25 protein-coding genes are annotated in these 26,423 nt (G+C 59.5%); 17 read left to right on the top strand and 8 right to left on the bottom strand.

Features of this window, described 5'->3' with window-relative positions; genetic code table 11:
* Positions 1 to 128 precede the first annotated feature (128 nt).
* Entirely contained in the window at positions 129 to 1,667 is a 1,539-nt protein-coding gene (locus AB6803_RS25845; protein ID WP_371111573.1) for a glycosyltransferase family 39 protein, read from the top strand.
* A gap of 101 nt (positions 1,668 to 1,768) precedes the next feature.
* On the opposite strand, the gene AB6803_RS25840 is transcribed toward AB6803_RS25845, so the two are convergent.
* The 4 genes from AB6803_RS25840 to AB6803_RS25825 form a co-directional block, all read right to left on the bottom strand.
* Positions 1,769 to 2,371 (bottom strand): 2-hydroxychromene-2-carboxylate isomerase, encoded by a 603-nt coding sequence (locus tag AB6803_RS25840; protein ID WP_371111572.1) that lies wholly within the window; start codon positions 2,369 to 2,371, stop codon positions 1,769 to 1,771.
* Positions 2,368 to 2,952: a TetR/AcrR family transcriptional regulator gene (locus AB6803_RS25835; RefSeq protein WP_371111571.1), complete on the bottom strand. Its 585-nt coding sequence runs from the start codon at positions 2,950 to 2,952 to the stop codon at positions 2,368 to 2,370. Before AB6803_RS25835 ends, AB6803_RS25840 begins: the two co-directional genes overlap by 4 nt.
* 14 nt (positions 2,953 to 2,966) lie before the next feature.
* Positions 2,967 to 4,154, bottom strand: coding sequence for an acyl-CoA dehydrogenase family protein (locus AB6803_RS25830; RefSeq protein WP_371111570.1), 1,188 nt, complete (start codon positions 4,152 to 4,154; stop codon positions 2,967 to 2,969).
* Positions 4,155 to 4,217: 63 nt separating this feature from the next.
* Positions 4,218 to 5,318 (bottom strand): LLM class flavin-dependent oxidoreductase, encoded by a 1,101-nt coding sequence (locus AB6803_RS25825; protein WP_371111569.1) that lies wholly within the window; start codon positions 5,316 to 5,318, stop codon positions 4,218 to 4,220.
* 446 nt (positions 5,319 to 5,764) lie between these two features.
* Here AB6803_RS25825 and AB6803_RS25820 point away from each other — a divergent pair, with 446 nt between their 5' ends.
* From AB6803_RS25820 to AB6803_RS25790, 7 genes are all read left to right on the top strand, one after another.
* Positions 5,765 to 6,721: an ABC transporter substrate-binding protein gene (locus tag AB6803_RS25820; protein WP_371111568.1), complete on the top strand. Its 957-nt coding sequence runs from the start codon at positions 5,765 to 5,767 to the stop codon at positions 6,719 to 6,721.
* Positions 6,718 to 7,524, top strand: a complete 807-nt coding sequence (locus tag AB6803_RS25815; RefSeq protein ID WP_371111567.1) for an ABC transporter permease — start codon at positions 6,718 to 6,720, stop codon at positions 7,522 to 7,524. Before AB6803_RS25820 ends, AB6803_RS25815 begins: the two co-directional genes overlap by 4 nt.
* A gap of 115 nt (positions 7,525 to 7,639) precedes the next feature.
* Positions 7,640 to 8,479 (top strand): ABC transporter ATP-binding protein, encoded by an 840-nt coding sequence (locus tag AB6803_RS25810; RefSeq protein ID WP_371111566.1) that lies wholly within the window; start codon positions 7,640 to 7,642, stop codon positions 8,477 to 8,479.
* Between the two features lie 104 nt (positions 8,480 to 8,583).
* On the top strand, positions 8,584 to 10,401 hold the full coding sequence (locus tag AB6803_RS25805; RefSeq protein ID WP_371111565.1) for an ATP-binding protein: 1,818 nt from the start codon (positions 8,584 to 8,586) through the stop codon (positions 10,399 to 10,401).
* The gene (locus AB6803_RS25800) at positions 10,398 to 11,750 is read left to right on the top strand and encodes a sigma-54-dependent transcriptional regulator (protein WP_371111564.1); all 1,353 of its coding nucleotides are present in this window, start codon (positions 10,398 to 10,400) and stop codon (positions 11,748 to 11,750) included. Before AB6803_RS25805 ends, AB6803_RS25800 begins: the two co-directional genes overlap by 4 nt.
* The gene (locus tag AB6803_RS25795) at positions 11,747 to 11,938 is read left to right on the top strand and encodes a hypothetical protein (protein WP_371111563.1); all 192 of its coding nucleotides are present in this window, start codon (positions 11,747 to 11,749) and stop codon (positions 11,936 to 11,938) included. Before AB6803_RS25800 ends, AB6803_RS25795 begins: the two co-directional genes overlap by 4 nt.
* Positions 11,939 to 11,942: 4 nt before the next feature.
* On the top strand, positions 11,943 to 12,869 hold the full coding sequence (locus tag AB6803_RS25790) for a dihydrodipicolinate synthase family protein (RefSeq protein WP_371111562.1): 927 nt from the start codon (positions 11,943 to 11,945) through the stop codon (positions 12,867 to 12,869).
* A 101-nt stretch (positions 12,870 to 12,970) separates the two neighbouring features.
* Here AB6803_RS25790 and AB6803_RS25785 read toward each other — a convergent pair whose 3' ends face one another.
* Complete coding sequence (locus AB6803_RS25785) at positions 12,971 to 13,864, bottom strand: SDR family oxidoreductase (RefSeq protein WP_371111561.1); 894 nt, start codon at positions 13,862 to 13,864, stop codon at positions 12,971 to 12,973.
* A 124-nt stretch (positions 13,865 to 13,988) separates the two neighbouring features.
* Here AB6803_RS25785 and AB6803_RS25780 point away from each other — a divergent pair, with 124 nt between their 5' ends.
* Entirely contained in the window at positions 13,989 to 14,969 is a 981-nt protein-coding gene (locus AB6803_RS25780; RefSeq protein ID WP_371111560.1) for an AraC family transcriptional regulator, read from the top strand.
* A 5-nt stretch (positions 14,970 to 14,974) separates the two neighbouring features.
* Here AB6803_RS25780 and AB6803_RS25775 read toward each other — a convergent pair whose 3' ends face one another.
* Positions 14,975 to 15,433, bottom strand: a complete 459-nt coding sequence (locus tag AB6803_RS25775) for an N-acetyltransferase family protein (protein ID WP_371111559.1) — start codon at positions 15,431 to 15,433, stop codon at positions 14,975 to 14,977.
* A 216-nt stretch (positions 15,434 to 15,649) separates the two neighbouring features.
* Between AB6803_RS25775 and AB6803_RS25770 the strand changes: the two genes are divergently transcribed.
* The 4 genes from AB6803_RS25770 to AB6803_RS25755 all read left to right on the top strand — a co-directional run bounded on the left by AB6803_RS25770 (position 15,650) and on the right by AB6803_RS25755 (position 17,879).
* A complete protein-coding gene (locus AB6803_RS25770) occupies positions 15,650 to 16,138 on the top strand; it encodes a hypothetical protein (RefSeq protein WP_371111558.1) in 489 nt (162 codons plus the stop codon).
* Between the two features lie 94 nt (positions 16,139 to 16,232).
* Positions 16,233 to 17,111: a hypothetical protein gene (locus AB6803_RS25765; RefSeq protein WP_371111557.1), complete on the top strand. Its 879-nt coding sequence runs from the start codon at positions 16,233 to 16,235 to the stop codon at positions 17,109 to 17,111.
* Between the two features lie 130 nt (positions 17,112 to 17,241).
* Positions 17,242 to 17,679 carry a hypothetical protein gene (locus AB6803_RS25760; protein WP_371111556.1) on the top strand — a complete coding sequence of 146 codons (438 nt, stop codon included), beginning with the start codon at positions 17,242 to 17,244 and terminating at the stop codon, positions 17,677 to 17,679.
* Positions 17,676 to 17,879: a hypothetical protein gene (locus AB6803_RS25755; RefSeq protein ID WP_371111555.1), complete on the top strand. Its 204-nt coding sequence runs from the start codon at positions 17,676 to 17,678 to the stop codon at positions 17,877 to 17,879. Before AB6803_RS25760 ends, AB6803_RS25755 begins: the two co-directional genes overlap by 4 nt.
* A 46-nt stretch (positions 17,880 to 17,925) precedes the next feature.
* On the opposite strand, the gene AB6803_RS25750 is transcribed toward AB6803_RS25755, so the two are convergent.
* Together AB6803_RS25750 and AB6803_RS25745 are read right to left on the bottom strand one after the other, a co-directional pair.
* Complete coding sequence (locus AB6803_RS25750) at positions 17,926 to 19,767, bottom strand: M48 family metalloprotease (RefSeq protein ID WP_371111554.1); 1,842 nt, start codon at positions 19,765 to 19,767, stop codon at positions 17,926 to 17,928.
* Positions 19,768 to 19,820: 53 nt separating this feature from the next.
* Positions 19,821 to 21,857: a DUF4034 domain-containing protein gene (locus AB6803_RS25745; protein WP_371111553.1), complete on the bottom strand. Its 2,037-nt coding sequence runs from the start codon at positions 21,855 to 21,857 to the stop codon at positions 19,821 to 19,823.
* Positions 21,858 to 22,199: 342 nt separating this feature from the next.
* On the opposite strand from AB6803_RS25745, the gene AB6803_RS25740 reads away from it, so the two are divergent.
* The 4 genes from AB6803_RS25740 (at position 22,200) to AB6803_RS25725 (ending at position 26,421) form a co-directional block, all read left to right on the top strand.
* Complete coding sequence (locus tag AB6803_RS25740) at positions 22,200 to 22,649, top strand: thiol-disulfide oxidoreductase DCC family protein (RefSeq protein WP_371111552.1); 450 nt, start codon at positions 22,200 to 22,202, stop codon at positions 22,647 to 22,649.
* Positions 22,636 to 24,357 carry a DUF4166 domain-containing protein gene (locus AB6803_RS25735; RefSeq protein ID WP_371111551.1) on the top strand — a complete coding sequence of 574 codons (1,722 nt, stop codon included), beginning with the start codon at positions 22,636 to 22,638 and terminating at the stop codon, positions 24,355 to 24,357. Before AB6803_RS25740 ends, AB6803_RS25735 begins: the two co-directional genes overlap by 14 nt.
* 39 nt (positions 24,358 to 24,396) lie before the next feature.
* Entirely contained in the window at positions 24,397 to 24,834 is a 438-nt protein-coding gene (locus AB6803_RS25730) for a YqaA family protein (RefSeq protein WP_371111550.1), read from the top strand.
* A 441-nt stretch (positions 24,835 to 25,275) separates the two neighbouring features.
* Positions 25,276 to 26,421, top strand: coding sequence for a polysaccharide biosynthesis/export family protein (locus AB6803_RS25725; RefSeq protein WP_371111549.1), 1,146 nt, complete (start codon positions 25,276 to 25,278; stop codon positions 26,419 to 26,421).
* Positions 26,422 to 26,423: the final 2 nt, after the last annotated feature.

The following is a 26,423-nucleotide window of genomic DNA, read 5'->3' as shown; positions in this document are numbered from 1 at the left end:
CGCGTTCAGTTTTCTGCCCTGCTTTCGCCTTTGCCTTCCTCACGGTGACGCACTATACCGCTTACCTAAATGAGGCGCGGTTGCATGCCGTCGTCACTCGCGAGCGAGAGTTTCCACCAGAAGGAAAGATGATGGATAGCATTGGCGGCGTCGAGCGTTCCGGCAAGCCTGGGGTGCTTTCCGATCTGCGGTGGGTGCCATGGGTTCTTGCCGCCTATTTCCTCGTGCAGGCTATTGTTCGCATCGCACTCCCAAATTCGTTGCGCGTCGATGAGGCGCAGCAATTCGTCGTCGCTCAATGGCTCGACTGGGGCTATGACGCCCAGCCGCCTCTTTATAACTGGATTCAGCAGGGTGTATTCGCCGTCTTCGGCACCACTCTGGCGTCGCTGGTGCTTTTAAAGAACCTTCTGCTCTTTCTGGTTTACTACACCTACCATCGGCTTGCCCGATTGCTCCTTGCCGACAAGGGGCTGGCGGCCATCGCCACTTTGTCGCTGCTGACCATGCCGCAAATGTTCTGGCAGGCGCAGCGGGACCTGACCCATACGGTCGGAACGCTGCTGGCAATCTGCCTGTTTCTGCATAGTGTCGTTTCAACGCTGCGAAAGCCCACCGTCATATCCTACGCCTCAATGGGGTTGTGGGTCGGCGTGGGGATGCTGACGAAGTACAATTTCATCCTGATCGTCCTTGCGACCTTTGTCGCTGTCCTCCGGCATCCGGATGGGCTGAAGAGAGTTTTCGACAAGCGGCTTCTGCTGACGATCCTGCTGGCGATCGTTGTTTTTCTGCCCCACGGGCTCTGGATGATCTCGCATATGAACGCGGTCGTCGATCAGACCACGCGGACGATGTCCGAACAGGGAGAGGGCGGCAAACTTTCCGATATCGGAAACGGGCTTAAGGAATTGTTCGAGACCGGCTTTGCGATCATCGCGCCGACGGCCGTCATTTTCCTCATCTTTTTCCGCAAGGCATTCGTGCGGAGCTTTCGCGCGAGAAGCGAATGGTCGGATTTCGTCGGCACGATTTTCGCCGCAACGCTTGTCATCCTGCTGTTAATGATTGTGGTGGTCACGCTGACGGTATTCCGGGACCGCTGGCTCCTGCCGTTCCTGTTTCTGGCACCGCTCTATTTCTGCCTGAAACTGGAGGCATCGGGGGTCGGGTCCGCCCAGGTGTTCCGGAAATTTCTGTATGTGCCGTTCGCGATGATGGTGGCGTTGCCGATTATCATCGCGGGAAGCGTGCTGGTTCCGAAGGTTTTCGGATCCTACGAACATCTGAACACGCCTTACACCCCGTTTCTCGAACAGGTCGTGGCGGCGGAAGGGCGAAAGCCGGCGGCGGTGGTCACGACGACGTGGCAGAAAGCCGGCAATGTCCGCATCAACATGCCGACCACGCCCGTCATCTCGATCGCCTATCCCTTGTTCGACATCGATCACGCCAGCATCGGCCATCAGCCTTTGCTGCTGGTCTGGAACGAGCGTGACGGCAAGCCGTCGGCCATGCCTCCGACGCTGACGGAATGGCTGAAGGAGAAATACGGGGAGGCCCTGTCCAATCCGGAACAGCACGATATCGGAGTGCCATACTATTATGGCCGCGAACCTGACCGCTATCATTTTGGCTATGCCTGGGTCTATCCAAACGGAAAATAGCAGTTCGGGCGGTATCATTGAATGCGTTCCCGGCCACTCCGCCGAGACGAAAGTGGCCGGGAAAAGGGAGCTCTAAGTCTTCCGTGGCTTATGGCCCCAAATCAGGCGATCAGCTTCTCGCCGTTCAGGTGGCGCTCCAGGAAGGGCAGGCTGTCCTGCCCCCAATAGAGTTCGCCGTCATAGCGGAAAGTCGGAAACCCGAAGACGCCGGCGGCTTTTGCGACATCATAGTTCGAGCGCCAGAGTTCCTGCACGTCGCTTTGCTGCGCCCGCGCCTCAAGCGCTGCCCCATCGAACCCGGCGGCATCGGCAATAGTCCTGCGCACCTCAGCATTGCCGATATCCTCGGCGCGAGACCAGAAGGCTTCCTGCAGGGCCTTCGTCAGCCCGATCCAGTCCTTGCCATCTAGCTGTGCGGCAATTACCGTCAGGCCCGCCGGCGTGGGATCGGAAAGGCTGGCCCTGTTGTCCAGATCGAGGCTTTTGCCGCGCAGTACTGCCCAACGCTTCAGGTCCTTGAACCAATAGGCGCGCCGTGGCTCCGGCCGGTTGCGCGAAAAGATCGCGCCGTTTTCTTCGACCAGAGGGATGATATAGGGCCGGATGTCCGCGTCGAAGCGCGCGGCAAGCGCTGTGAAGGGTTCAAGCCCGATAAAAGCCCATGGGGAACCGATGCCGAAGAAATAGTCGATCGTCTTTGTCATTTTCCATTCCTGCTTTCAATTCCACGGGACACGACTGCCCCGTCAAAAACCGTCAATGCGCAATCCCTGGCGACCAGCACCGCATTCGGATCGCGATCGACGGCAACCGTGGCAAGTGCTCCTTCATAAAGAAGCGCAAGATGCGCAGCCGGTTGTTCCGATATCGTACCGGCGCGCAGCATGATCGATTTGAAAATCGCGCGCACGGCGCCCTTGTGTTCGCGGGCGACGAAAACCACGCGCTCGGAATCGCCGTGTTCGGCGACCGCCAGCGCAAAGGCGCATCCCCGGAATTCCGGGCTATCGGCCTTTTCGAACAGCCTGTCGAAGATCGTGGCTAGCTGGTCCCTCGGCTCTCTCATTGTTCTTGTCACTTCATCGAGCGAGCTCATCACGCGGTCGTGGCGCTGGCTCAGATAGGCGGCAACCAGATGATCCTTCGAGGGAAAGTGACGATAGAGGGTCGCCTTGGCGATGCTGGCCTCTTCGATGATCCTGTCGATGCCGACAGCGCGGATTCCCTCCTTGTAGAAGAGAGCCCCGGCGACATTCACGATCTGCTCGGATATGGACGTTGTCATGATGCTATGGTCGATCAGCCGGTTTTGAGAATGGATCGGGAGACAGGCGTGGGGGAAAGCTCCGACGGGCGTTGCGTCGTTGCGCCTTGTTCGAGTGCGGCGCGTCCGAGGATGGAAATGGCCGTATCCTCTTGCGGCGCATGAACGAGGACGGACTGGATGTCGCGGAAGTGCCGCTCGATACCGACATCCGCGCTAAGGCCCGGATTGCCGAGCGCGCCGACGGCAAGCTGCACGGCCTGGCGAATTTGCCGGCCGGCCAGAAGACGGGCGCGGATCAGCCTTTCCGGGTTGTCGAGACCGTAATCCAGCGCGTCGAAGATGATCTGTCTTGCACCGGAGACCAGAAGGTCGATCTCTCCGGCAAGCGTGACGAAGCGTTCCGTGCGGGCAATCGGATAGCCGAGATTGGAAGGTACCCGTTCATGGGCGAAACGGACGAAGGCTTCCTGGGCAGCCTCCGCCGCGCCGAGATAGATGGCGGTGAGCGCCAGGGTCATGCTGGCATGGGCGCGATTGTCCTGCGTGCCTGCCGCAATATCCGTCAGATCGAGCACATCCTCGCGCGGGATCTCGACACTGGTGAACTCCACATCATGCGAACCGCTGGCGCGCATGCCGAGGCTCCGCCAGTTCTCGATGACGTTGATCCCCTGCAAGCCCGAGGGCACCACGAAGGTGCCGACGCGCTGCGGCTCCTCGTCGGTGCGAGCCCAGACGAGAAAATGCGTCAGTCCGAGAGCGCCAGTGACGAAGCGCTTCTTGCCGGTGATGGACCAGCCATGCGGCGTGCGCCGCGCCAGCGTATCCGGCAGGCCGCCGCGTGCGGGCGATCCGAGGTCAGGCTCCACGCGTGCCGCATTGAGCAGGATGGGACGCGCCTTCGCCTCATCAAGCAAACGGCGATAAAGGCCTTCCGGCCATCGGTTGCGGCTGGCCTCGCCGAGATGCGTGAAGATTGTCATCGCGCTGATCAACGCCACCGAAGGATCTCCGCGCCCCAGTGCCGCGAGAATCCGGCCGGTCTCCGCGAGAGAAGCGCCGGTGCCGCCGAAGCGCGTCCCGACCGTGCTTTCGAGCAGCCCGCTCTTGTGCACGGCCTGGATACCCACCCAGGGAAAGCCACCCGTCGCGTCCGCGGCAGGTGCCGCGTCGGCCAGGATACGGGTAATATCCGTCAAGTCGATCGTGCTATGGGACACTCTGATGAGCCCTTTCCGATTGAAGAAATGCGCGTGGCTTCATGTGTGCGGTCGTCGCCGTCGTCAGGCAACGTTTCGCTGCTGCGCGGCGCGCTCGTCTATTCCGGACCTGACCAGCGGCAGAATATAGCGGCCATAGTCGATGGCATCGTTGAGGTTGTCGTAACCGCGGATCGAGATCAGGTCGGCGCCAAGATCAATATAATCGAGGATCGAGTCGGCAATGGTCTGCGGGGATCCCACGAGCGCCGTCGAGGCGCCGCGTGCATTTGTTGCCGTCACGGTCGGGTACCAGAGCGCCCGGTCGTGCACCTCGCCGCGTGCGGCGATATCCAGCAGGCGCTGCGAGCCGACATTTTGCGGCGGCGGTGCCGATGCCGGGGCCTTGCCGAGACCCTTGGCACGGTTCTCTTGCAGAGATTCCAGCACACGATGCGCCTTGGCCCAGGCCAGTTCATCGGTTTCGGCGACGATCGGCCGGAACGTCACCCAGATGCGCGGGCGATCGGTGCGCCCTGCTCGCTTGGCCTCGGCATTGATGCGGTCGATCTGCTCCTTGGTCTCGGCCAAAGGCTCGCCCCAAAGGCCGAAAATGTCCGCGAGAGCGCCGCCGATCCTGTAGGCTTCGTCGGACGAGCCGCCGACCGAAACCGGGATCTTGCCGCTTACCGGACGGACCTGGTTGCTGAACTGCTTGAACTGGTAATAGCGCCCGTCGAAATCGAAGGGCTCCGGCGATTCCCATGCGCGCCTGAGAATGCGGATATATTCCTCGAGCCGCTCGTAGCGCTGCTCCTTGGTCAGGAAATCGCCTTCGCGCGCCTGCTCGACATCGCTGCCGCCGGCGATAAAGTGGACGACGACCCGGCCTTCGCTCAGCTGATCGAGTGTGGCCAGCGCCTTTGCCGCCACCGTCGGATAGAGCGTGTTCGGGCGCAGCGCGATGATGATCTTGATGTTCTTCGTATGGGCCGCGATGGTCGCGCCGATCGTGAACGGATCGAATGAGGAGGAGTCGTAAGGGACCAAGGTATAATTGAAGCCGTAGTCGTCAAGCGAGCGCGCATATCGCACCAGAAAGCGCGGATCTATTGCAGGCTGCGGCAGCGGATTTATTTCGGTGGAGGGGTTGGTGAACGTAACGCTTATGAATTCAGCAGACATGTTGCTTCCTCGCCTGTCTCATCAATCGATCATGCCCGAAGCTTAGTCCGCGGTGATGCCGGCTAGAAAGACCAGTCTTTCTGTTGTCTAGTAATTTTATAGAAATTATTTTCACAAGATGTGGCGCCTGGAAATGACCTCATTGCATGGGGAATGTCGGGAGGAGATGCTCGCTTTGGGCGAGCAATATCTTGCTCGGCATAGATCGAAGCTGGCAATTTTTTGCCGGAAGCGTCGGTCGCCAGGATAAGAGGCAATGTCGGATCGATTTGATGTCGTCTTTCCGTCGAAGGCGAAAACGAACATGATTTCAGGATATTAATAACCACGCAAGACGCAAGGAGGCCGTTTATTGCCGTCGTGCAACCATCGCGGTGGTAACTGGCACGCCCCTTGCTCCCAATTTCTTGATCCGACTGTCGGATTGGTGTTTTTGGGAGGAAAACATGAGACATTTGAAGCGCCGGCTGCTGCTGGCCGTCGTTGCCCTTATGGCTGCAACATCCGTAAACGCCGCCGACAAGGTGCGGCTTGGCAATCTTAAATTCGCCCATTACGGCGCGATCTCCTACATGAAGGAGTTGGCTCCGAAATACGATCTGGAAATCGAGGAGAGGTTCTTCGCCAAGGGTATCGACATCCTGCCCGCCATCGTGGCCGGCGAGGTGGATGTTGCCGCAAGTGCTGTCGACGCCGCGATTGCCGGCCGCGCCAAGGGTGTGCCGATCTACGCCGTCGCCGGCTTTGCCAAGGGCGGTGCGCGCATCGTAGCGGGAACCAAATCGGGGATCACCTCGATTGCCGAGTTCAAGGGCAAGAAGGTGGGCGTTGCCCGCGGCGGTGCCCAGGAACTGGTGCTGCTTGCCGAACTCGACAAGGTCGGCCTTACCTGGTCGGAAAAGCCGGGCAAGGATGTGCAGATCCTCTATATGGCCTATGCCGACCTCAATCAGGCGCTGATGGCCGGTGATATCGACGCCATGAGCCAGTCGGAGCCGCAGGCAAGCCAGGCCATCAACAAGGCCTTCGGCGTCGAGATCGTCAAGCCCTACGACACGCCGATGGGAATGCCCGTTCGCTCACTGGTCTTCTCGGAAGAGTTCTACAAGAAGAGTGACGTTGCCGAGCGCACCATGAAGCTCTTTGTCGAGGCGACCAAGACCTTCATCGACAAGCCGGACCTGGCGGAGAAATATGTCATCAACGACATGTTCAAGGGCCAGATCACGCCTGAGGACTTCAAGGACGCCATCGGGAACTCGCCCTACAGCTACGAGATCACGCCCGAGCACGTCCAGATCACCACCGACCTGATGGTGAAATACGGTGTCGGCAAGCTCGTCAATCCGCCGAAGGCGACCGATTGGGTGAAGACGGACCTTTTGGAGGACGCCCTGAAATGATCAAGCGGCTGTCGCAAAACCTTGCCGTTCCGGTCGTCCTTTTGACCATATGGCAATTGATGTCGATCTTCGGCCTGGTCAGGCCGGAGATCCTGCCGTCTCCCGTGGCGATCATGGAACGGCTGTGGCTCTACCTGATCCCGGAGGAGACCTTCCAGGAGGCCGGCAGCCTAGGTGCCTGGATCATGTCGAGCGAGCTTCTGGGCGATCTGCTGGCGAGCCTGCAGCGCGTCGTTCTGGGCTTTGCCGTCGGGGCGGGGCTTGCGCTTCCGCTCGGATTGCTGATGGGCACGGATCGCACGATCGAGCGATATCTGAACCCGGTCATCCAGTTTCTGCGGCCGATCCCGCCGATCGCCTATATTCCGCTAGCGATCCTCTGGTTCGGCCTCGGCAATCCGCCGGCCATCTTCCTGATTGCCATCGGGGCCTTCTTCCCGGTGCTGATCAACACGATCAGCGGCGTTCGCAACGTCGACAGCATTTACGTCCGCGCCGCCACCAATCTCGGCGCCGACAGGCTCACTTTGTTCCGGCGCGTCATCCTGCCGGCCGCCACGCCCTATATTCTCACCGGCATGCGGATCGGTATCGGCACGGCTTTCATCGTCGTCATTGTTGCTGAGATGATCGCGGTGAACAGCGGCCTTGGATACCGGATTCTCGAGGCCCGCGAATATATGTGGTCCGACAAGGTGATTGCCGGGATGATCGCGATCGGGCTGCTCGGCCTTGCCATCGATCTCGGCGTCAACCGGATGAATAGCCACCTGTTGCGCTGGCATCGCGGGATCGAGTCCTAGCCGGAGTTATGCGCCCCGACAGTCTTCAATCTGCCGGTCCGCCTGTCCCTGATGGATGGGACGCGGACCGGCCCGATGGCATTGATCCGTCAGTGCCTCCAATGGGAGGAATTTTATGTCGATCATTCCTGTAAACCTTGCTCCACAGGCAGCGACTGCTTCTGCGCCGCAGATTCTTGCGCGCGGCGTGGACAAGATCTTTGGCAAGGAGCCGGCCACTGTCACGGCGCTGAAAGACATTGATCTTGAAATCAATGCCGGCGAATTCGTCTGCCTTCTTGGTCCTTCCGGCTGTGGCAAGTCCACGCTGCTTAATGCCATCGCAGGCTTCTCCCTGCCGACCGCAGGGACGCTCGAAGTCTCCGGCAAAGCCGTCACGGCCCCTGGTCCGGATCGTGGCATGGTGTTTCAGGAATATGCCCTGTTTCCCTGGATGACGGTCGAGCGCAATATCGCCTTCGGACTGGAAATACGCGGGCTGGCGAAGCAACAGATCGCCGAGACAGTTACGCAGCTTCTGGATCTCTTGGGATTGAAGGAGTTTCGCCAGCGCTTCCCGAAGGATCTCTCCGGCGGTATGCGCCAGCGCGTGGCGATTGCCCGCGTTCTGGCGCTCGATCCGCCGATCATGCTGATGGACGAGCCGTTCGGCGCGCTCGATGCGCTGACGCGGCGCTCGTTGCAGGACGAACTTCTGCGCATCTGGCAGGCGGTCGGCAAGACCATCGTTTTTGTCACCCATTCCATCGAGGAAGCCATCTATCTCGGCTCGCGCGTCGTCATCCTCACCTATCGGCCGGGCACGATCAAAAGGGATATCCGTATCGAATTGCCCTATCCGAGAGACACCAATTCCGTCGAATTCAACGAAATCAAGCGGGAGCTGGCGCAGATCGTCCATGCCGAGCAGGACCGCTTCGCATCGGACGAGCGCCAGGGTCTTACCCTGGACTGACGGATCGAAATGTCGCGCGATCAAGGATGTAGACGGATACTACTTTGCCGCGCGGCCGATCCTGCTATGATCAGGAGATTGGGGTATAGTTTGGGGGAGCACCATTGCGATGGAAATACCTGATACTCGCATTTGTGTTCGCGCTACTCGGTGTCGGCATACCGGGGCTTGTTCAGGACGCGACGCGGAAATATGGGCTGCGTGAGGCGGCCGCCCAGTCGCATGAGCGGCTCAGACTGATCTCGGCCACGCTTTCGGCCCGCATCGAGCGGTTCCGCTACTTGCCGGATGTCGTGGCGCGCTCCAGCGAAATCGAGGATCTGTTCCGCGCAGGAATGGCCGAGGCCAAGCGGCCGGACATCAATCGCTTCCTGGCCCGCCTGTCGAACGCATCCGGCGCGGTGGCGCTCTACGTCACCGATACGAAGGGATTGACGATCGCCGCCAGCAACTACGATACGCCCGACAGTTTCGTTGGCCATGACTACAGCTACCGGCCGTATTTTCGTGACGCGATGGCCAATGGTAACGGCAGCTACTACGCTATCGGCACGACCACTGGGCAACCGGGCTATTTCCTCTCCGTCCCGATCAAGGTCGACGACAAGGTCGTCGGCGTCTCCATTGTCAAGATCGATCTCCTGCCCGTCGAGAAGCAGTGGCGGGACGCATCCGAGCATGTTGCCATGGCGGATAGCGAAGGCATCATCTTCCTGTCGTCGCAGCCGGATTGGCGATACACGGCCACATCACCGATTTCGCCCACGGCCCTGGCGCAACTGAAGCAGGAACGCCGCTATGGCGATGCTGCGCTTACGCCGAAGATCCGGGTTCAGCAGTCGTCGGGTTTCGATCTGGCGACGGTTGAAAACGACGACACGTCTGAACAGCGCTTGCAGGTTGCCGCACCATTCGGCGAAAAGGGCTGGACGCTGATCTATTTCGCGGATCTCGCCGACATCAGGCGTCAAGAGGACATCGTTGCCATTGCCACGGCGCTGGCCGGCCTGCTGGTTCTTGCCGGCATTACCATTGCCGTGCAAAGACGACACGGCCGGCAAGCGGCAAAACGCGCCTTCGAGCAACTTGAACACCGCGTTGCCGAGCGCACCCAGCAATTGAAGCTGAGCCATGACCAGCTGGAGCGGGAGATTGCCGAGCGCAAAGAGGCTGAGCGGCAGCTGAGCGTGACACGCAGCAACCTTTCTCAGGCCGAAAAGCTCGCGCTAATGGGCCAGGCCTTTGCCGGACTCGCACATGAAATCAATCAGCCGCTGGCGGCGCTGTCGACCTACATCGCCTCGACCCGGTTGCTGCTGAAACGTCGGCAATATGCGCCCATCGGGGAAAACATCGATACGATGAACGAGGTCATCGGCCGGATCTCCGACCTGACCGGTCAATTGAAACGCCTGGCGCGTCGAAGCGATGACGACTTCGTGGATGTCGACCTTGGAGCCATCATAGGGCGTATCCTGAAACTGCTGAAATTTCGTTTTTCCGACCTCGGCATCGCGGTTTCGCAAGAGATCAGCCCCGGCCTCAAGGTCCAGGGGAGTGCGGCGCAGCTTGAGCAGGTCATCCTCAATTTGCTGAGCAATGCGATCGATGCTGTCAGGAACCGGACAGAGCCCCGCATCCGTGTCAGCGGTGTTGCCGAAGGGGCATGCTGTGTGATTGCTGTCGACGACAATGGCCCGGGGATTGCGGCCGATAGCAGCACGCAATTGTTCGAACCATTCTATACGACCAAATTGCCCGGCGAGGGTCTCGGTCTCGGTCTGGCGACGGCCCATCGCATCGCAAGCGATCACGGCGGCACATTGTCTTTCGATCAGTCGCCGCTCGGCGGGGCCAGATTCATTTTGCGCCTCAGGCAGAATGGCAAGAGCGCGTTGCGACGGGAAGGAGAGGTCGCATGACGGATGCGTTGCCGGGCGTATTGCTGATCGAGGATGATGCCGCACTGCGGCGTTCGCTCGCCCAATGGCTGTCGCTCAACGAACTCTCGGTGATAGAGGCCGCTGATGGCAATGAAGCGCTCAAGGTTCTTCGGTCGGATACGGTCGATGTCGTGATATCGGACGTGCGAATGCCCGGCATGTCCGGCCTGGAGCTGCTTGTTGTCATCAGAAAAACCTGGCCGGAGCTGCCGGTGATCATCCTGAGCGGTCATGGGGATGTTCCGATGGCGGTTGCCGCCATTCAGGCCGGGGCGTTCAATTTTCTGACGAAGCCTTATGTGCCGGAGCAGTTGATCGGTACGCTTCAGAATGCGCTCGAACAGACCCGGTTGCGCCGGCGTGTCGTCTCCCTGGAAGAAAGCAATGCAACCCAGGCCAGGCTCGATCGGCAATTGCTGGGGACAGATCAGGCGACCACTCGCCTGAAGTCCACCATCGAGCAGCTTGCTCCCTATCATGTCGACGTGCTGATCAAGGGCGAAACCGGTTCGGGCAAAGAGGTCGTGGCCCGGTTGCTGCATGAGTGCAGTCCGCGCCAGGCTGGTCCCTTTGTGGCGATCAATTGCGGCGCCCTGCCGCTCGACATTGTCGAAAGCGAGCTGTTTGGTCATGAGACCGGGGCGTTTACCGGTGCTTCGGGCATCCGCGTCGGCAAGTTCGAATTCGCGAAAGGCGGTACGATCTTCCTGGATGAGATTGAAAGCATGCCGCTTGCCATACAGGCAAAGCTCCTGCGCGTCCTGCAGGAGCGCACGGTCACCCGCCTGGGCTCGAACCGGGACATACCAATCGACATACGCATCCTGTCCGCGACCAAGGAGGATCTTCGCGATCTCGCCACGCGCGGGCTTTTCCGCGAGGACCTCTATTATCGGCTGGCGGCGGCGGACGTCGCAATTCCTCCCTTGCGAGATCGCGGTCACGATGCTCCGCTGCTATTTGAACATTTCATGCTGTCGATGGCGGAACGCCTCGAACGGAAGGCGTTGCCTTTGACGGATGAGGAGACGCGCTTCCTTCTTGCCTATGCTTGGCCCGGCAATGTGCGGGAGCTCAAGCACCTGGCAGAGCGCCGCGCCCTGGGGCTGGATTGGCGCCCCGACACGGATCAGCAGGACGATTTGACGGTTGAGAACTCCTCCCTGGCCGATCTTGTCGATCAGTTCGAGCTCAAGGTCATCGAACAGGCTTTGTGGAGCGCCGGCGGCAGGGCCAGCCTCGCCGCGAAACGGCTGCAGCTTCCCCACAGAACGTTGAATGAGAAGTTGAAAAGACTGAGTATGAAGAACAGAAGCGACCGCGCGTGATAGCGACGATGCATGGCGCCGTGCATTTAAGCTGGTCCGGCCTGCTCTCTCCGCATGTTTCCGGCATGGATCGCATGGCCGAGCATCTTGTCACGGAGCGCTGCGTCAGCAATATCCTCGGCTATCTCGGCGGCCGCCCGCAGGCGATCGTCCCCTATGTCGTTAATCCGCAAGTACTGGCAGGCTGACACCATGCTTAAGAAGATCGAAGGTATCGTTCCCGTCATGATCACACCGTTCACCGAGGGCGGCAAGATCGATTATCCCGGTGTTGCACGGCTGGTGGAATGGTACATCGCCAACGGCTCCGATGCGCTCTTTGCCGTCTGCCAGTCCAGCGAGATGCAGTTTCTCAGCCTCGAAGAGCGCGTCGAGCTTGCCGCTTTCGTCAAGACGGCGGCCGGCCGTGTGCCGGTCATCGCGTCGGGCCATGTCAGCGAGAGCCTGGAAGACCAGCTTGCCGAGCTGAGCGCGATCGCCGCCACCGGCGTCGACGGCATGGTGCTGGTCACCAACCGGCTCGATGCCAAGAAGGAGGGCGGCACGAAGTTCATCGACGATCTCAACTGGCTCCTCGAGCGCCTACCGAAGGATCTGACGCTTGGCCTCTACGAGTGCCCGGCGCCCTATCGTCGCCTGTTGAGCGATGACGAACTGTCGTTCTGCGCCCGCAGCGGCCGGTTTGCCATCCTGAAGGACGTGTCCTGCGATCTCGAAACGGTCAAGCGTCGCGTGGCACTGACCAAGGATACGCCGCTTGCCATCGTCAACGCCAATGCGGCGATTGCCTATGATGCCATGAAGGCGGGATCGCGTGGCTTCACCGGCGTGTTCACCAATTTCCATCCGGATCTCTACAAGTGGATGCTGACGAAAAGCGCTTCCAATCCGGCACTGGCGGACGAACTCTCCGTCTATCTCGCTCTGTCCGCCATGGCGGAGCCGATGGGATATCCGAAACTCGCAAAGCTCTATCATCAGCGCCTCGGCACATTCTCCTGCGCCGACAGCCGCGTGGTCAACTTCGATATCCGGGAGCGGTTCTGGGCGCTCGACGCGCTCATGGACAAGATCATCGAGGGCACAGACCATTTCCGTCGCCGGATTGCAGCCGGCTAAAGACCTGAGCGATCTGATCAGCTTAGCTCCCGGCTGTTGATAACCCGCCGGGAGCTTTAGCGTGAGAGGGCAGCGGTATTGCCGCGCCTTGCCATCACCATTCAGGCTTCGAAATAGGCCGGGTGGTCGATATCGGCGATCAGCCCGGGCTGCGTCGGTTCCCAGCCCAGCAGCCGGCGTGTACGCGCGCTCGACGCTGGAACGTCCATCCCCACGAAATGCCCGATCCAGCCGAAATGCTCTGCGGCTTCTTCAGCGGTCTTGTTGATGACAGGCACGTTGAGGCGCCGGCCGATCACCTCGGCGATGTCTTTGAACGGCACGCCTTCCTCCGCGATTGCGTGATAGGGGCCGTCTGCGGCGCCGCGTTCAAGCGCAAGCCGATAGACGCGGGCGGCATCGAGCCGGTGCACGCCCGGCCAGCGGTTGAGCCCTTCACCGACATAGGCCGAAATGCCTTTCTCCCTAGCCGCGCGGATCAGGATCGGCACAAAGCCATGATCGCCGTGACCATGAACCGATGGCGGGAGACGCACAACAGCGGTGCGGAGCCCGCGTGACGCCAGAGCGGCGGCGGTTGCTTCCGAGGCGCGGGGATAGGAGTCGGATGGCTGAACAGCCGGATCGCTCTCGACCGCGGTGCGATCCGGCGCTACCAATGCCATTCCCGAGGTGACGATCAATGGACGGTCCGTTCCCTCAAGCGTAGCGCCAAGCGTTTCGATGGCGCGGCGGTCCAGCTCGCAATTTGCCGCGAATTTTGAAAAGTCATGGTTGAAGGCGGTATGGATGACGCCGTCGGCGGCGGCTGCACCACTGCGAAGGCTCTCCAGATCCTCGAGCGAACCATGATGGACCTCGGCGCCTGCTGTCGCGAGGGTCGCAGCTCCCGCATCCGAGCGGGTAAGACCGAGCACCTCATGTCCGGCGGCAAGCAGCTCCTTGACGACAGCAAAGCCGACCCATCCGGTGGCGCCGGTGACAAAGACACGCATGATGATTTCTCCTGATTTTGGTCGATGACCGCGTTCGCAGCCAGCACGGACGAAGCTAGAAGATTGAAGAGGAACGATCTATGCTATAAAGTCCGTATTATCTTCGCGATCGTTCGGGAAAACCATGGATCCGCTTTCAGATATTCTGTCGCTCCTGAAACCGCGCAGTTATATGTTCGGTGGCTTCGAGGCGGGTGGCGACTGGTCGATCCGGTTCGGCCAGCACGAGGGCATCAAATGCTATGCTGTTGTTTCCGGCCAGGGCTGGCTCGTGGTTGAAGGCGCTCCCGGCGCGGTGCGGCTGACGACGGGAGATTGTTTTGTTCTGCCGCGCGGATGGCCCTTTGTTCTCGCCAGCAATCCGGCTTTGCCGCCGATCGATTATCGCAAGCTGTTTCCGACGCGACCGAACGGCAGCATTGCCAAGCTCAACGGCGGCAGCGATTTCTCCATCGTCGGCGGGCATTTTACGCTTTCCGGCGGCCATGTTGATGTCCTCCTGGCAATGCTGCCGCCGATCGTCCATATCCGGACGGAAACGGACAAGGCGGCGCTGCGCTGGTGCATGGAGCGCATGCGGCAGGAATTGCGCGAGCCGCAGCCCGGCGGCTTCCTGATTGCGCAACAGCTTGCCTATACGATGCTGGTGCAAGCGTTGCGGCTGCACCTGGCGGAAGGATTGACGGGTGGCGTCGGCTGGCTGTTCGCGCTGGCGGATCGGCAGATGGCGGCGGCGATCACGGCGATGCACGAGGATCCGGCGCACCGCTGGACATTGGCGTTACTGGCCGAGCGCGCCGGCATGTCGCGAACGACTTTCACCCTGAAATTCAAGGAGACGGTCGGGACGTCGCCGATGGATTATTTGACGCGCTGGCGGATGATGGTGGCCGGAGAAAGGCTGACGCATTCCAGCGATTCCATTTCCGTCATCGCGCTCTCGCTCGGCTACGAATCCGAGAGCGCTTTCAGCACCGCCTTCAAGCGCATGATGGGCTGCTCGCCGCGCCAATACGGCCGTGGCGTGCATCCTACGCCTTCCCTACATGATGAGCGCGTGGGAGAGATCATTAGCGTCGATCGACTTGAAGCCATGGCGAAGTAAATGAGCTAAAGCTTGAGCTTATAACCGATATGGCTGCCGACGAAGCCGAGCTTCTCGTAGAAGCGATGGGCATCGGGCCGTTCCTTGTCCGTCGTCAGTTGGACGAGATCGCAGCCTTTGGCCCTACACTGATCGATAGCCCATTCGAACATTTGCTGCCCGACGCCGGATCCCCGGTGCGCTGCCGAGATTCTGACGGCCTCTATCTGTCCACGCCAGGCGCCTTTGCGTGCCAATCCAGGGATGAATGTGAGTTGAAGCGCGCCGATCACCTCATCGTTTAGAGTAGCAACCACCTGAAGTTGATTGGGATCGGCAAGGATGGCCTGGAAAGCCTCGACATAGCGCGGGTGCGGTGGAGAACTGGCATCCTCTCGCTGCTGTCCCAGGACATCATCGGCCAAGAGGGCGATGATAACAGGGAGGTCGGCAACTTGCGCGCGGCGAAAAACAATGTTCGTCATCGAGATTATCTCCAAGTGGGGATTATCGCAGATATCATATCTCGAACGCATCGCGCCAACGTCTGGCGCCGGCGGGGCCTGATAGATACGATCTGGCTGATTTCATTGTGGGAATGCCAGATATTCTTTCCTGTTCATAGGGTTGAGTAATCTGTGCCGCGCCATATTCTCAGTTAGAAGGCTCCGTCGATAACCGCCGCCATCGAGATGCAATCCATGAAAGTCCCCACGCAATACCCCGAGCCGCAGAGCTTCGTCACGGCGCTCACGCAACCATTCGACAGCGATGCTGGCAGCCGTGTCGTGGAACCTGTTGGAATTGTCTGGAGCGATGCAGTCGCCCTGGATAGAGGGTTAGCTATTTATCATATCTCTGCGCCACCAGTGGGTATTCACCTGACTTTCAAGCATGAAGGCATGGTGTTCGACCATGACTATCCGGATGACGGCAAGGGTCCATTCCTTCTGACGGACTGTGCCTTCTGGGGAGATGTGGAGAGTTTCGAGAGCTATAAGGGGCCGATCTGGAAGGGTTTGACCTTCTCCGATACGATAGCCGATGCAGTAGGGAAGTTAGGACCGCCAACCAGAGTCGGCCGGTATGATATCCATGCCTGGGAGCTGCCGGATTCCAAATTGACCATACAGTGGAAGAACCCGGAAAGCATTCGGGTGATTTCATATTGGATGAAGCAAGGGGGCTGATGGGGCGGTGCTCTCTTTGGCGAGAATGCAGGGGATGTGATATGGCACTTTTAAAACCTTCAACCCCATCGACTGAAATCACCGGGACATCCGAATGAATTCAGTGCGTCGCGGCATTCTTGCACTTCTCGGCGGCTTTATCCTGGGGAAGCCGTCTCTCAGTAGAGCATCGAGCAAACAGCCGGCCTTCGCCGCGTCCCGTTCCAGCTACACGCCGCGCCATGTGCTTTGCTTTCTCGGCAAGGAAAATAGTCTTGCCGCGCTTCAGCAGAGCGCCCGTGCTGCCATCGGCCTGTTCGCCGATGATTTTACCGTGGATGAAAAGTTTTCACAGGACGAGGCGGATGATCGGATGGAACGATCATTCAATGTCTGCTGGGATCGTGTTGATCCCAACGCCTATCAGGATACGGACGAAGACGCGGTCGCCGCGCACGGCTCGGTCCTCTACGTGCTTGGTCCGTCGATGACGGCGGACATAGCCGTCACCACATCCGCAAAAGCCTTGATGTTTGTACAATATATGCTCGATCACGGTGCGATTGCCGCAAAGGGCGAGAGCGCGGGCGTGGCCCATGGAGTGCGGCGATGGAAAGAACTTTTCGAGCAGGCGCGCAGTGCGGTAGCGTCCCGTGATTTGCTGACGCTTGCGAGAACTTGCCGTCTCGCCTTTGCGCGCCGCCCGATCGGCGATGATGCCGAGGGAATGGCGAGCGTCGGGTTTCACCTGATCGGATTGCCTGATGTGTTGGTTACCTTTGTCCGAAGAGATGATCAGAAGCCATCCACCAATGCCGAGCAACTCAAGATCGCGGCTCTGATCGATGATGTCGCCGATGAAATGACCCGGGAAGGTGTTGAAGAGGCCTTGGCGGATCGTCATGCCGCTCTGGCCGACGATACCCGGTACGAGGAAGATGAATACAAATTCAATCCGTTCGGGGTCGTAAGCATTCAAGAGAAATCGCTTTGACGAAGAGACGGTTGAAACTCGCTCTCGTTCTGGTGGTTGCCAATGTCAGCAATTCGGACGAACGCCTTCTCTTGCGAAGGTTCGTTACAGCCGGCCTATTTACAGCCTCCGGGCGCCGGGATCCTCGGCTATGATCTGGCTGGACGCGGCCCCTGAACGACCGGTGGACGCCACACTCATGAAAAATGCGCTGGCTGCGGTGCTGCGTGTGGACACAAGCGCCATCGAAGTGGTGAACGACCTGTCACAGGCGCAAGACAAGGCGGTGCTATGCATCATCCACGAAGGCGACGGATCCGACTTCTCTCAGGTCGTATCGATCTATGTGAAGGAAGAGCTGACACCGCCAGGTCTTCTGGAGGGTGGCTCACAGATCGCCAACTTCGCCCAGACGGCAATCCTGTTGCCCAACGATGAAAGTGCAAATCCTTACTCATTCGTGCTCGCGTCGCCGTCTGGCTGGCTGGTCAATGTTCTGGTGGATGCGAACCAGCTCGACCGACACGACCGTTACGTGATCGCGGCCTGTGAGGGAGCTCCTCGATTTGCCGAAGGAGGTAACAGTTGATGCAGCCCCTGACAAAGCCCGATGTGATCCGGCTTAAATTCGAAGCAGGGATTGTGCGATCGCGCGATGATCTCTTCGTGGCGTGTTTCAATGCGGAGGAGCGCTTCGACGGTTTCGCTCGCCTTTATGCATTTCGACGGCGCGAACTGGGAGTGTGTTCCGTTTCTGGGCAATCCGCCGATCCGATGAACATCTGGTGAAGCTGACGATGGAAGTCGAAGCGCCAACACAGGGCCAAAATGGCCTTCAATGGCGCGACGCGGCCGCACCGGCTTTCGCAATCAGGCTGCCGTCCGTGCAATACGCCGGAATCGGATCGTTCGGCCCGATAAAGCGGACTTCCAGATAGAGATGCAGCCGCGCCTGCAAACGATCCAGCAGCCTCTTGCAGGCTGAAGCATTCACATCTTCCTCCCCAGTCAACTTACCAACCCATCGCATGAACCAGCTGTCATAGGCCTGCACGTACAAGAACCACCGTGGTGAGTTTGACGTAGCCGGCGGCGTGTCGCGGCAAAGCCAGATGGCGCGCGCATGCTGGAAGAGCGGCTGAAGCGTGCTTTGCAGCAAGGTGAGTTCGGACGTATCCATTCCGTGAGGAAAGAGGCCTTTGGATACCGGTGGGTTTACATTTTCATCGGCCCACGATTGATCGGCGATCTGCCGATGGTGTTCCGCCACTGACTTGTCTCCCACCCGCAGGTAGAGTTCACAAAGATGGCGATGAGCGTGATATTCGGACGTGGAAGGGGACTGACTGATGCGATTCCATATGGAAATCGCGCCTTTGATATCGCCGTCCTGCTCCAGATCATCGGCTTTAAGCTGAAGAAGCGCCGGGTCTTCAGGAGCGTGCTGCAACCCTTGTGCAACCGCTTCGGCGCGAAGCGTGCCTGCTGGATCGAATGTCTCGGCCAGTCGAGCCAGTTCCAGCCAGTCCTGCTCGTCAAACACCTGCTGCTCGCGACGCTGCAGGAGCTTTGAGAATTCGCGGTGTTGATATGCGTGCCATTCTTTTGCATCCCGCCAACCTTGCGCCGCGGTTTCGCGCCAATCGTCATCAAGCTGCGCGGCGATGCCGGCGGCTTCCGCCCTCAACCAGTCTGTGGCCGCCGAGGTCTCTTCAAGATGCCAAGGCAGATGATCGGGCAGGGGGCCTGCCGGTTCAAATCCTGTTGCCGCGATGCGGTCGAAAAAGACAGGATGCGTGCTGTGATTATCCGGTTCCTGGCAGAGGCGTTCGTGCAGCCAGACGGCTGCCTGCGCGCCGTCGCGCGGATGACTGTTCGCCGGTTCCGTCAAAAGATGCGTAAATGGCCGTATCAGAGCGATGTCATCACTACCCGCTTGCGCGAATATATCCGGCCAGAACCGGCTGGACATGGCCCTTTGCCGCAATGCCAGGGCTGCTTCTGCCTCGAAGGCAATGTCGCTGCCGCAAACCGCGATTGCCTGCGCATCGGCAACCATCTCGCAACGGCGCGAAAACTCCAGTGTCTCGCGCATCATGCGGGGCACGTACCAGGAGAGAAACAATCTGAGCGGCGCTGTGATCAGCCGATGATTGCGCTCATGCAATTCACCAAGCGCCGCCCAGCGTTGACGCGCCACATAGGCCCAACGCGCAAAATGGCCGTGCTGCCGGGAAATATGCGCGTATTCGTGTGCGATGACGGCTGCGGCTTGCTTTCCTGTCAACAAGGCAAGAAGCGGCAGGCCAAGCACCAGAATATGCTTCGGCTGACCGGCACGGGACCCTGTCTGATAGATGGAGGCATTAAGCTCGGCGTTGATATAGACGGCCGTGAAGGCGGGGGCATCGCAGGCGAGGCGCAATCGTTCAAGCTCGCTGGCCAGAGCTGTAACCTTGCCCGGATCCAGCAATATGCCATTCGAGACCGGCGGTGCCGGCACTGCCGCATAGGCACGCAAAACCATCAGCCCGTAGAACACCCACGACAACGACGGCAAGGCAAAAAGAACCAGCAGAAGCCGCGAAGGCAGCAGCAATGCAAGCAGGAGAGGGGACAGGATCAGCGCGGATCCGCAGACGAGCAAAGACACATCGCCAAAGGCGAGCCAAATCAAGGCTCGCCATCTGCCTTCACGCGGTGACGGGAGGGGAGTGGTCATGGTGACGCTTATTTTGGCGGGAGATGCTCGCTTGAAAGTTTCTTGCCAAGGAAAAAGGCCTTCAACGCTCGGCCTGCCATTTGCATTCCCGTCGATCCATAGACCTGCGTTTCCATCCATTCCATTGTCGAATGGTCGGGAAAAAGTTGCTTGTAACGGTCGAACCACTGCATTGCGACAAACTCGCTTTTGGGAACACCGTCGCCATATTTATATGCCAGGACGACCTGGCCATAGGCTTCACCGGCAATGTGGTCGTCATGGTGGGTGACAAGGGATTTCATGTTGGCGACGGCCTGCTCTTTTTCCTCCGCCGTTCCGTGCCGCCGGTCGACGCTCGCAACCCTGATCATTGCCATTTCCACGCCGCCATTCATCGCTCCGACATAAAGATTGCGGACGCGTTCGAAATTTTCCCGGACCGTCAAATCAATATCGTCAACATTTTCAAGGCGCCAAGCATAATTGTGGAGAGCAACAGCTTCACCGTCCTCGACGGCGAGCTCAAGCCAGTGATCCGCTTCCTCGCCGTCAAGCAACGCCGGATCGGTATCGGGCCGGATCCCTCTTGTGATGTCGTACATGCTTGCGGCGGCGGAGTAGACGCGTCTCTCGGCAAAGGCGCGGGTAAGATAGGTCGCTTCCTTTTGAAAGCCTCCGTCCCATATCATCCGGCAAGCATGCATCGGCGTAAACTCGTCCGGTTCATAAAGCGGTTCGAGCTGTGCTGCCCGGTCGATCAACCGCGCGGCAATCGCCGGATCGGCCTTGATCCCCCACATGCCGAACTGCCAGGCAAATGCTGCGACGGTGAGCATCGTTGGTTCATCAAAACGACGGGCAGCGGTTTGCAACACGCTTGCATAGGCGCCTTCATGGTCCTCGAAATGCTCGATCAGCATCAAGTTGGTGAAATCCCGGAACGGGCCATCAACCGCTGGATAGGTGCTCGGTGGCTTACAATAGCGGGTCGATTCGACATGGCGCTGATGCGCCAGTTCCCCGTCGGCGAGCGAGTAATGGGTAAAATTGGCGTACTTACCGAGAGAAATGAAACGCAAGCGTTCGGAGAGATCCCGGGCCAGCCAGTTCTTGAAAATCTTCTGTCTGGCCGCGATCTCGCGAGCGTCGCCCGGCTGCGGATATTCCGGAAGCGTCAATGCATCCTGAATTCCCGGCCAGCGGACGGAATTGCGTTCCCGCTCGCTCAGCGAAGAGCACAAAGGACCTGTGGCGAATTTTTCCACTTCTCCATCACGGCCACCCCATCTGGGGCTCAGATATTGTGCGTAATCAACCAGGATATCCGGCCATCGTGGTCTTAGAGAAAGGCAATAGCGCAACCAGTAAAAGCCGGAATTCTCGACATCATCCTCTTTGATGGGCGGAAGAGAGGAGGGAAGGGTTGCCGTTACAGTACCGGGCGGCTCCAATCCATGTCTGGCAAGCTGGGCGCATGCCGCCTCATAAAGGTCCGGTTCGAACTCGTCGCGCTGCATGGTCTTTTCAACGGGCTCACCACGAAACAGCGCATCGACGAAATCTGGCTGACCAAGATACTGGCTGATCTGCATCATGGTTTCAGCGGCAAGCGCCGGTCGCTCCGAGAGCACCATCGCCTTCAACAGGTGTTCGGCGGCAATTACGCAAGCCATGTGTGCGGCGACCCATTGGTCCTCACCGACCTCGGATGCCCAGGCTGCCGTCCGAATGTCGCAGGCCCGGCGAAAATAATAGTGACCGAGGATTTGCCTTGCATGATAGGAGCCTGGATAGGCTTGGCTCCAGCCATTCAGCAATTCAAGTCTGAGGGCCGCGTCTACGCTGGCATTGTCAAACAGGCCGGCGCTGGTTGCGAGGAACGGGTAGCGATCATCGGGCAAATCAGCAGGCTGCCACCACGCCCCTTCGAGCGCCGCCATTGTGCGCTCGACTTCGTCGAAGCGCCGCTCAAGCATCGCCTTTCGCAGTTCTTCCTGCTGGCGCAGCCGTGCCCATTCAGGACCATCCAGCGGCAAGGGAGGCGAGCTTATGGCTGTCTGCATGCGTGGTTCCTCAAGATCTATAGCGGCACGATTGTCAGGTAGATCATTTCTTGGAAACCGTGAAAATGACCCGTGTTTTTGTCTTTAGGCTACTCGGCCCAATGGAATCCGCAGGCAAACATATTGATGATCTGAAACGAATCCGGGACCCATGCGCGTTCGATGTGTAGCGTGAATGCATCGCGAATTTCAACCATCGGCCGTATTGTCTAAAGGAGACTGCCGGTGAAAGTGCTTCAGCGATTGTCCAAAGCCCGATCTTGCGCACCACAGGTGATCACGAGGACTTTCACTTGACGTGACGCTTGCCGCAGCGTTGAGTATCGTCACGACATGCGACCGATGATAGAACCATATAGCTTCAATAACGACCCGGAAGTCCCGCCGTTTGATCATGGCAAGGGCCTTATCGTCTTCGACCACGCATGTATTTTTTGTTCTTCCTTCATCCGCTTTGTCTTTGCCCGCGACACGTCCGGTCGCTTCCTGTTCACGGCCGCGCAGTCTCCGCTCGGGCAAGCGCTTTATCGCCACTACGGTCTCGACCCGACCGACTTCTCGACCAACTTGGTGATCGTGGATGGTGTCTTGCATACCAAGATGGACACCGTCTCCACCGTCGTGCGGGCTCTCGGGTTCCCCTGGAGCCTCCTTGCCGTCGTGAACCTGTTGCCGCGACGACTGGCCGACGCGGCATATGATCTGATCGCCAAAAACAGGTATCGCATCTTTGGCAGATACGAGACGTGCCTTGTCCCCTCCAAGGAGCTGCGAGCGCGTGTCATCGAATAGTACCGTGCTGGTTATCGGCGGATACGGTGTCTTCGGCGGTCGTCTTTCGAGGCGGCTCGCGCGCGTCGAAGGCCTCGACGTCATCGTTGCCGGAAGGTCGCTGGAAAAGGCGGCGGCGTTCTGCGAAACGAATGGCGGCCGGCCGGCAACGATCGATGTGGTGGATGGCGACAATCTCGAGGCGCTTTTCGCACAACTGGCGCCCGCAATCGTGGTGGACGCGGCGGGACCATTTCAACGCTACGGCTCGAATCCATATAGGGTTGCAGCCGCTGCCTTGAGGGCTGGTGCCAGCTATATCGATCTGAGCGATGACGGAGCATTTACGGCCGGCATCTCGACGCTCGATCCCGAGGCACGGAAGAGCGGCCTCGTGGCGATCTCCGGAGCAAGCTCGGTTCCGGCAATCTCATCTGCCGCGGTGGCCGCCCTGTCCCGGCAGATGACCTCGATCGACTTTATCGACAGCGTGATCCTGCCCGGCAACCGCGCACCGCGCGGCACGTCCGTCGTCGGATCCATCCTTTCGCAGGTCGGGCGGCCCGTCTTAACTGTTCGTGGAAACGGAGAGCGAAGCGTACGAGGCTGGTCGGAGCGACGACACGAGACACTGAGCATTCCCGGCGTCCAGCCCGTGCCCGGCCGCCGGAGCCATCATATCGGCGCCCCCGACACATTCCTGTTCCCGAGACATTTTGGGGCCGCGAACGTCAGCTTCCGGGCTGGGCTTGAGCTTGCCGTCATGAACGCGGCGCTGAGCCTTGCGGGTCTGGCAGTTGCGGCATTTCCCCGGCTACGGTTGGAGCGCCTCTCCGGCTTGCTAGTGAGGATCGCCGACGCCATGCGCGGTCTTGGAACAGACCGGGGCGGGATGCGCGTCGAAGTCGGCGGCCTGAGCGCCGACGGAACCGGCGTCAAGGCGCGCTGGACGCTCATTGCCGGTCATGGAGATGGCCCCGAGGTCCCCACCATCCCGGCCTATCTGTTGACGCGCATGATCCTGGGAGGGCGGATTGAGCCGGGCGCGCGTGCCTGTGTCGGAGAGATCGCGATGGAGGATATCGAGACCGTGACCGCCGAGCTTGGCATCAACACCCACAGCGTCCAGGAAGTCGAGCAATCCCTGTTCGAAAGGGTACTTGGAGAGAATTTCGCCGCACTGCCATCCGCAATCCGGAGGGTGCATGACAGCCGCATATCCAAGCGCCTCGAGGGCAGGGCGACCGTCACGCGTGGAGACGGTATCGTTGCCAAGCTGATCGGAATGGCTTTCGGCTTTCCGGGAAGCGGAGACGACATTCCAACCACCGTCACCATCGAGCGCCGTGGTGACAAGGAGACATGGACCCGGCAGTTTGGGAGTGCGGCGTTCAGGTCATACCTGTCGCCGGCACCGGGCAACAGACCTGGCGGCGTCACCGAACGGTTCGGGTTGCTGTCGTTCGACATTGATCTCGGCGAGCGACTCGGCCGTCTCTATTATCCGGTCGTCAAGGGCCGCATCGGGCCGATACCCCTGCCGCGTTTCCTGACGCCGCGCAGCGATACCGTCGAACAGCTGGGGTTAGAGGACGGACGCTTCCATTTTTCCGTGAACATCGATCTTCCGTTCTTCGGTCATCTTGTCAGTTATAGTGGATGGCTCGCCGACCCTATGGCTCCCTTGGACGTCGCATCCGAAGGGTATCTGCGAAGCGCGTTGCCATGACCGACGAGTTCAAGACGATCAACAGGTATTTTTGAGCCGATGGCCGAGCTTGTCGTTTATTTCGGCCTGTTCATGGCAGCGTTCGCAGCGGCTACGATATTGCCGATGCAATCAGAAGCGGTCCTTGTCGGCCTGCTTATGACGGAGGAATACTCCGCCCTCCTGCTCGTTGCCATTGCGAGCGTCGGCAATGTCCTTGGTTCGGCGTTCAACTGGATCCTCGGTCGTGGCGTCGAACGTTTCCGGCATAGGCGATGGTTCCCCGTTGGCCAACCGGCTCTCGACCGGGCGCAGAACTGGTATCGCCGATATGGGAAATGGTCGTTGCTCGCAAGCTGGCTGCCGATCGTCGGCGATCCGATCACCGTCGTTGCCGGCGTAATGCGGGAGCCTCTGGTGACATTCTTGATATTGGTGAGCATCGCCAAGGTTGGGCGCTATTTAATTCTTGCGGTGGCGACGGCGGGTCTGATGTGATGGCGTGGCCCCCGTCATCGGATAGCCCGATCGCTTCGGCGCCTTCGGTTCGATGGACTGACTGGCCCACTGGCCCTGTGGCCTGATTGCTGCTGGTTCGATGGGACGGGCATCGCGTGACTGGAAACACGTGGGCGCGGGCCTAATCCGGTACAAAAAATGCGGCGATGAGATCGGCTATACGATCGGGCCTGACATTCGAATTGCAGGGTTGGTGGTCCGAATCACCTTAAGACGATGCGTCTCGCGTTATCGGCGAGTGGAACATGTTGAGCTTTCGGTGGCAGTTGGAGCGACCAGCGAGATAACTATCGGTTGCCAATAGGACACAGGTCGTGCCCCGAAGCTGTCATAATTTGTCTTTTGCGCACTTCTTATATTGCCTCCCGCCTTATGGTTGATATTTCTGCCATGCCCTTAGTACCCAGAGGAGATTCGGGAATGCGGAGACTGGCGCCGATTGCACTCATGGTTGTCTTGAGCGCATGTGCAAGACCATCGGATGGCCCAGACGCTGGGAATATCTACAACGCGACGTTGCCACATTCCGGTGAGAAGATTCCGGTGATCGCCTTGGCGGATGCGCCCATGGGTAGCGCGGTGGCCGCCCCCGCTTATGCGCCGACGGATCAAGGGCTTGCCCGTTTCCGCTCCTCGGGTTTTTCTGACACCCGGCTGCGGCGCGGCGATGTGATCGATGTGACGGTCCTGGATACCGGCGAGGATGGGCTGCTCTCATCGACCCAGAGCAAGACGCTCAATCTCGGTCGGTTCACGGTCGATCAGCAGGGCTTTGTCACCATGCCTTTCGTCGGCAAGCAGCGTGTGCTCGATTCGACGCCCGAGGGCCTGCAGACGCAGATCGTCAACGGGCTCAAGGGATCGGCCGTCAATCCGCAGGCCGTGGTAACGGTGGTCGACAAGCCATCGAGCGCGGTGACCGTGGATGGCAAGGTTCGCACCGCGGGACGTTTCCCCCTGTCGGCGCGCAAGGAGCGGGTGCTGGATGCGATCGCGCTTGCCGGCGGCGCCTCTTCGGCGCCGGGTTCTGCGACCGTGACGTTGACCCGCGGTTCGCAGCGGGCAACAGCGCCGCTTGATCGGGTTCTTCAGGATGACCAGCAGAATGTCCGGTTGCTGCCTGGCGATCAGCTTTTCGTGTCCGACAATACGCCGAGCTTTACGGCTCTGGGCGCATTCAAGAGTGTTGGCGAGTTCCCGTTCGAACCTGGAAAGATGACATTGGCGAAGGCGCTTGCCCGTGCCGGCGGATTGCTGGATGACCGGGCTGATTCTCGCAACTTCTATCTCTTCCGAAACCAGAATGTCTATTCGCAGGCGGCGGCTACCGCCGGAAAGACCACGGCGGCGCCGGCCGTCGTTTCCGTCAAGCCGGTGATCTATCGCGTCAACCTGAAGGATGTCTCGAACTTCGTCCTGATGCAGCGGTTCCAGATGCAGGATGGCGACACCCTCTTTGCCAGCAATGCCGGCATGGTCGATGCGGCGAAGCTGCTGACCGTCTATCAAAAGAGTGTCCCGACGGCTGCTGCTCCTGTTCCCAGTGCCCCGAGCACCACCAACTAAGA

Origin of the sequence: Rhizobium sp. RCC_161_2 (assembly GCF_041355235.1) — a bacterium.
Classification (GTDB): Bacteria; Pseudomonadota; Alphaproteobacteria; order Rhizobiales; family Rhizobiaceae; genus Rhizobium.
This window is presented reverse-complemented; position numbering and strand designations above follow the sequence as displayed.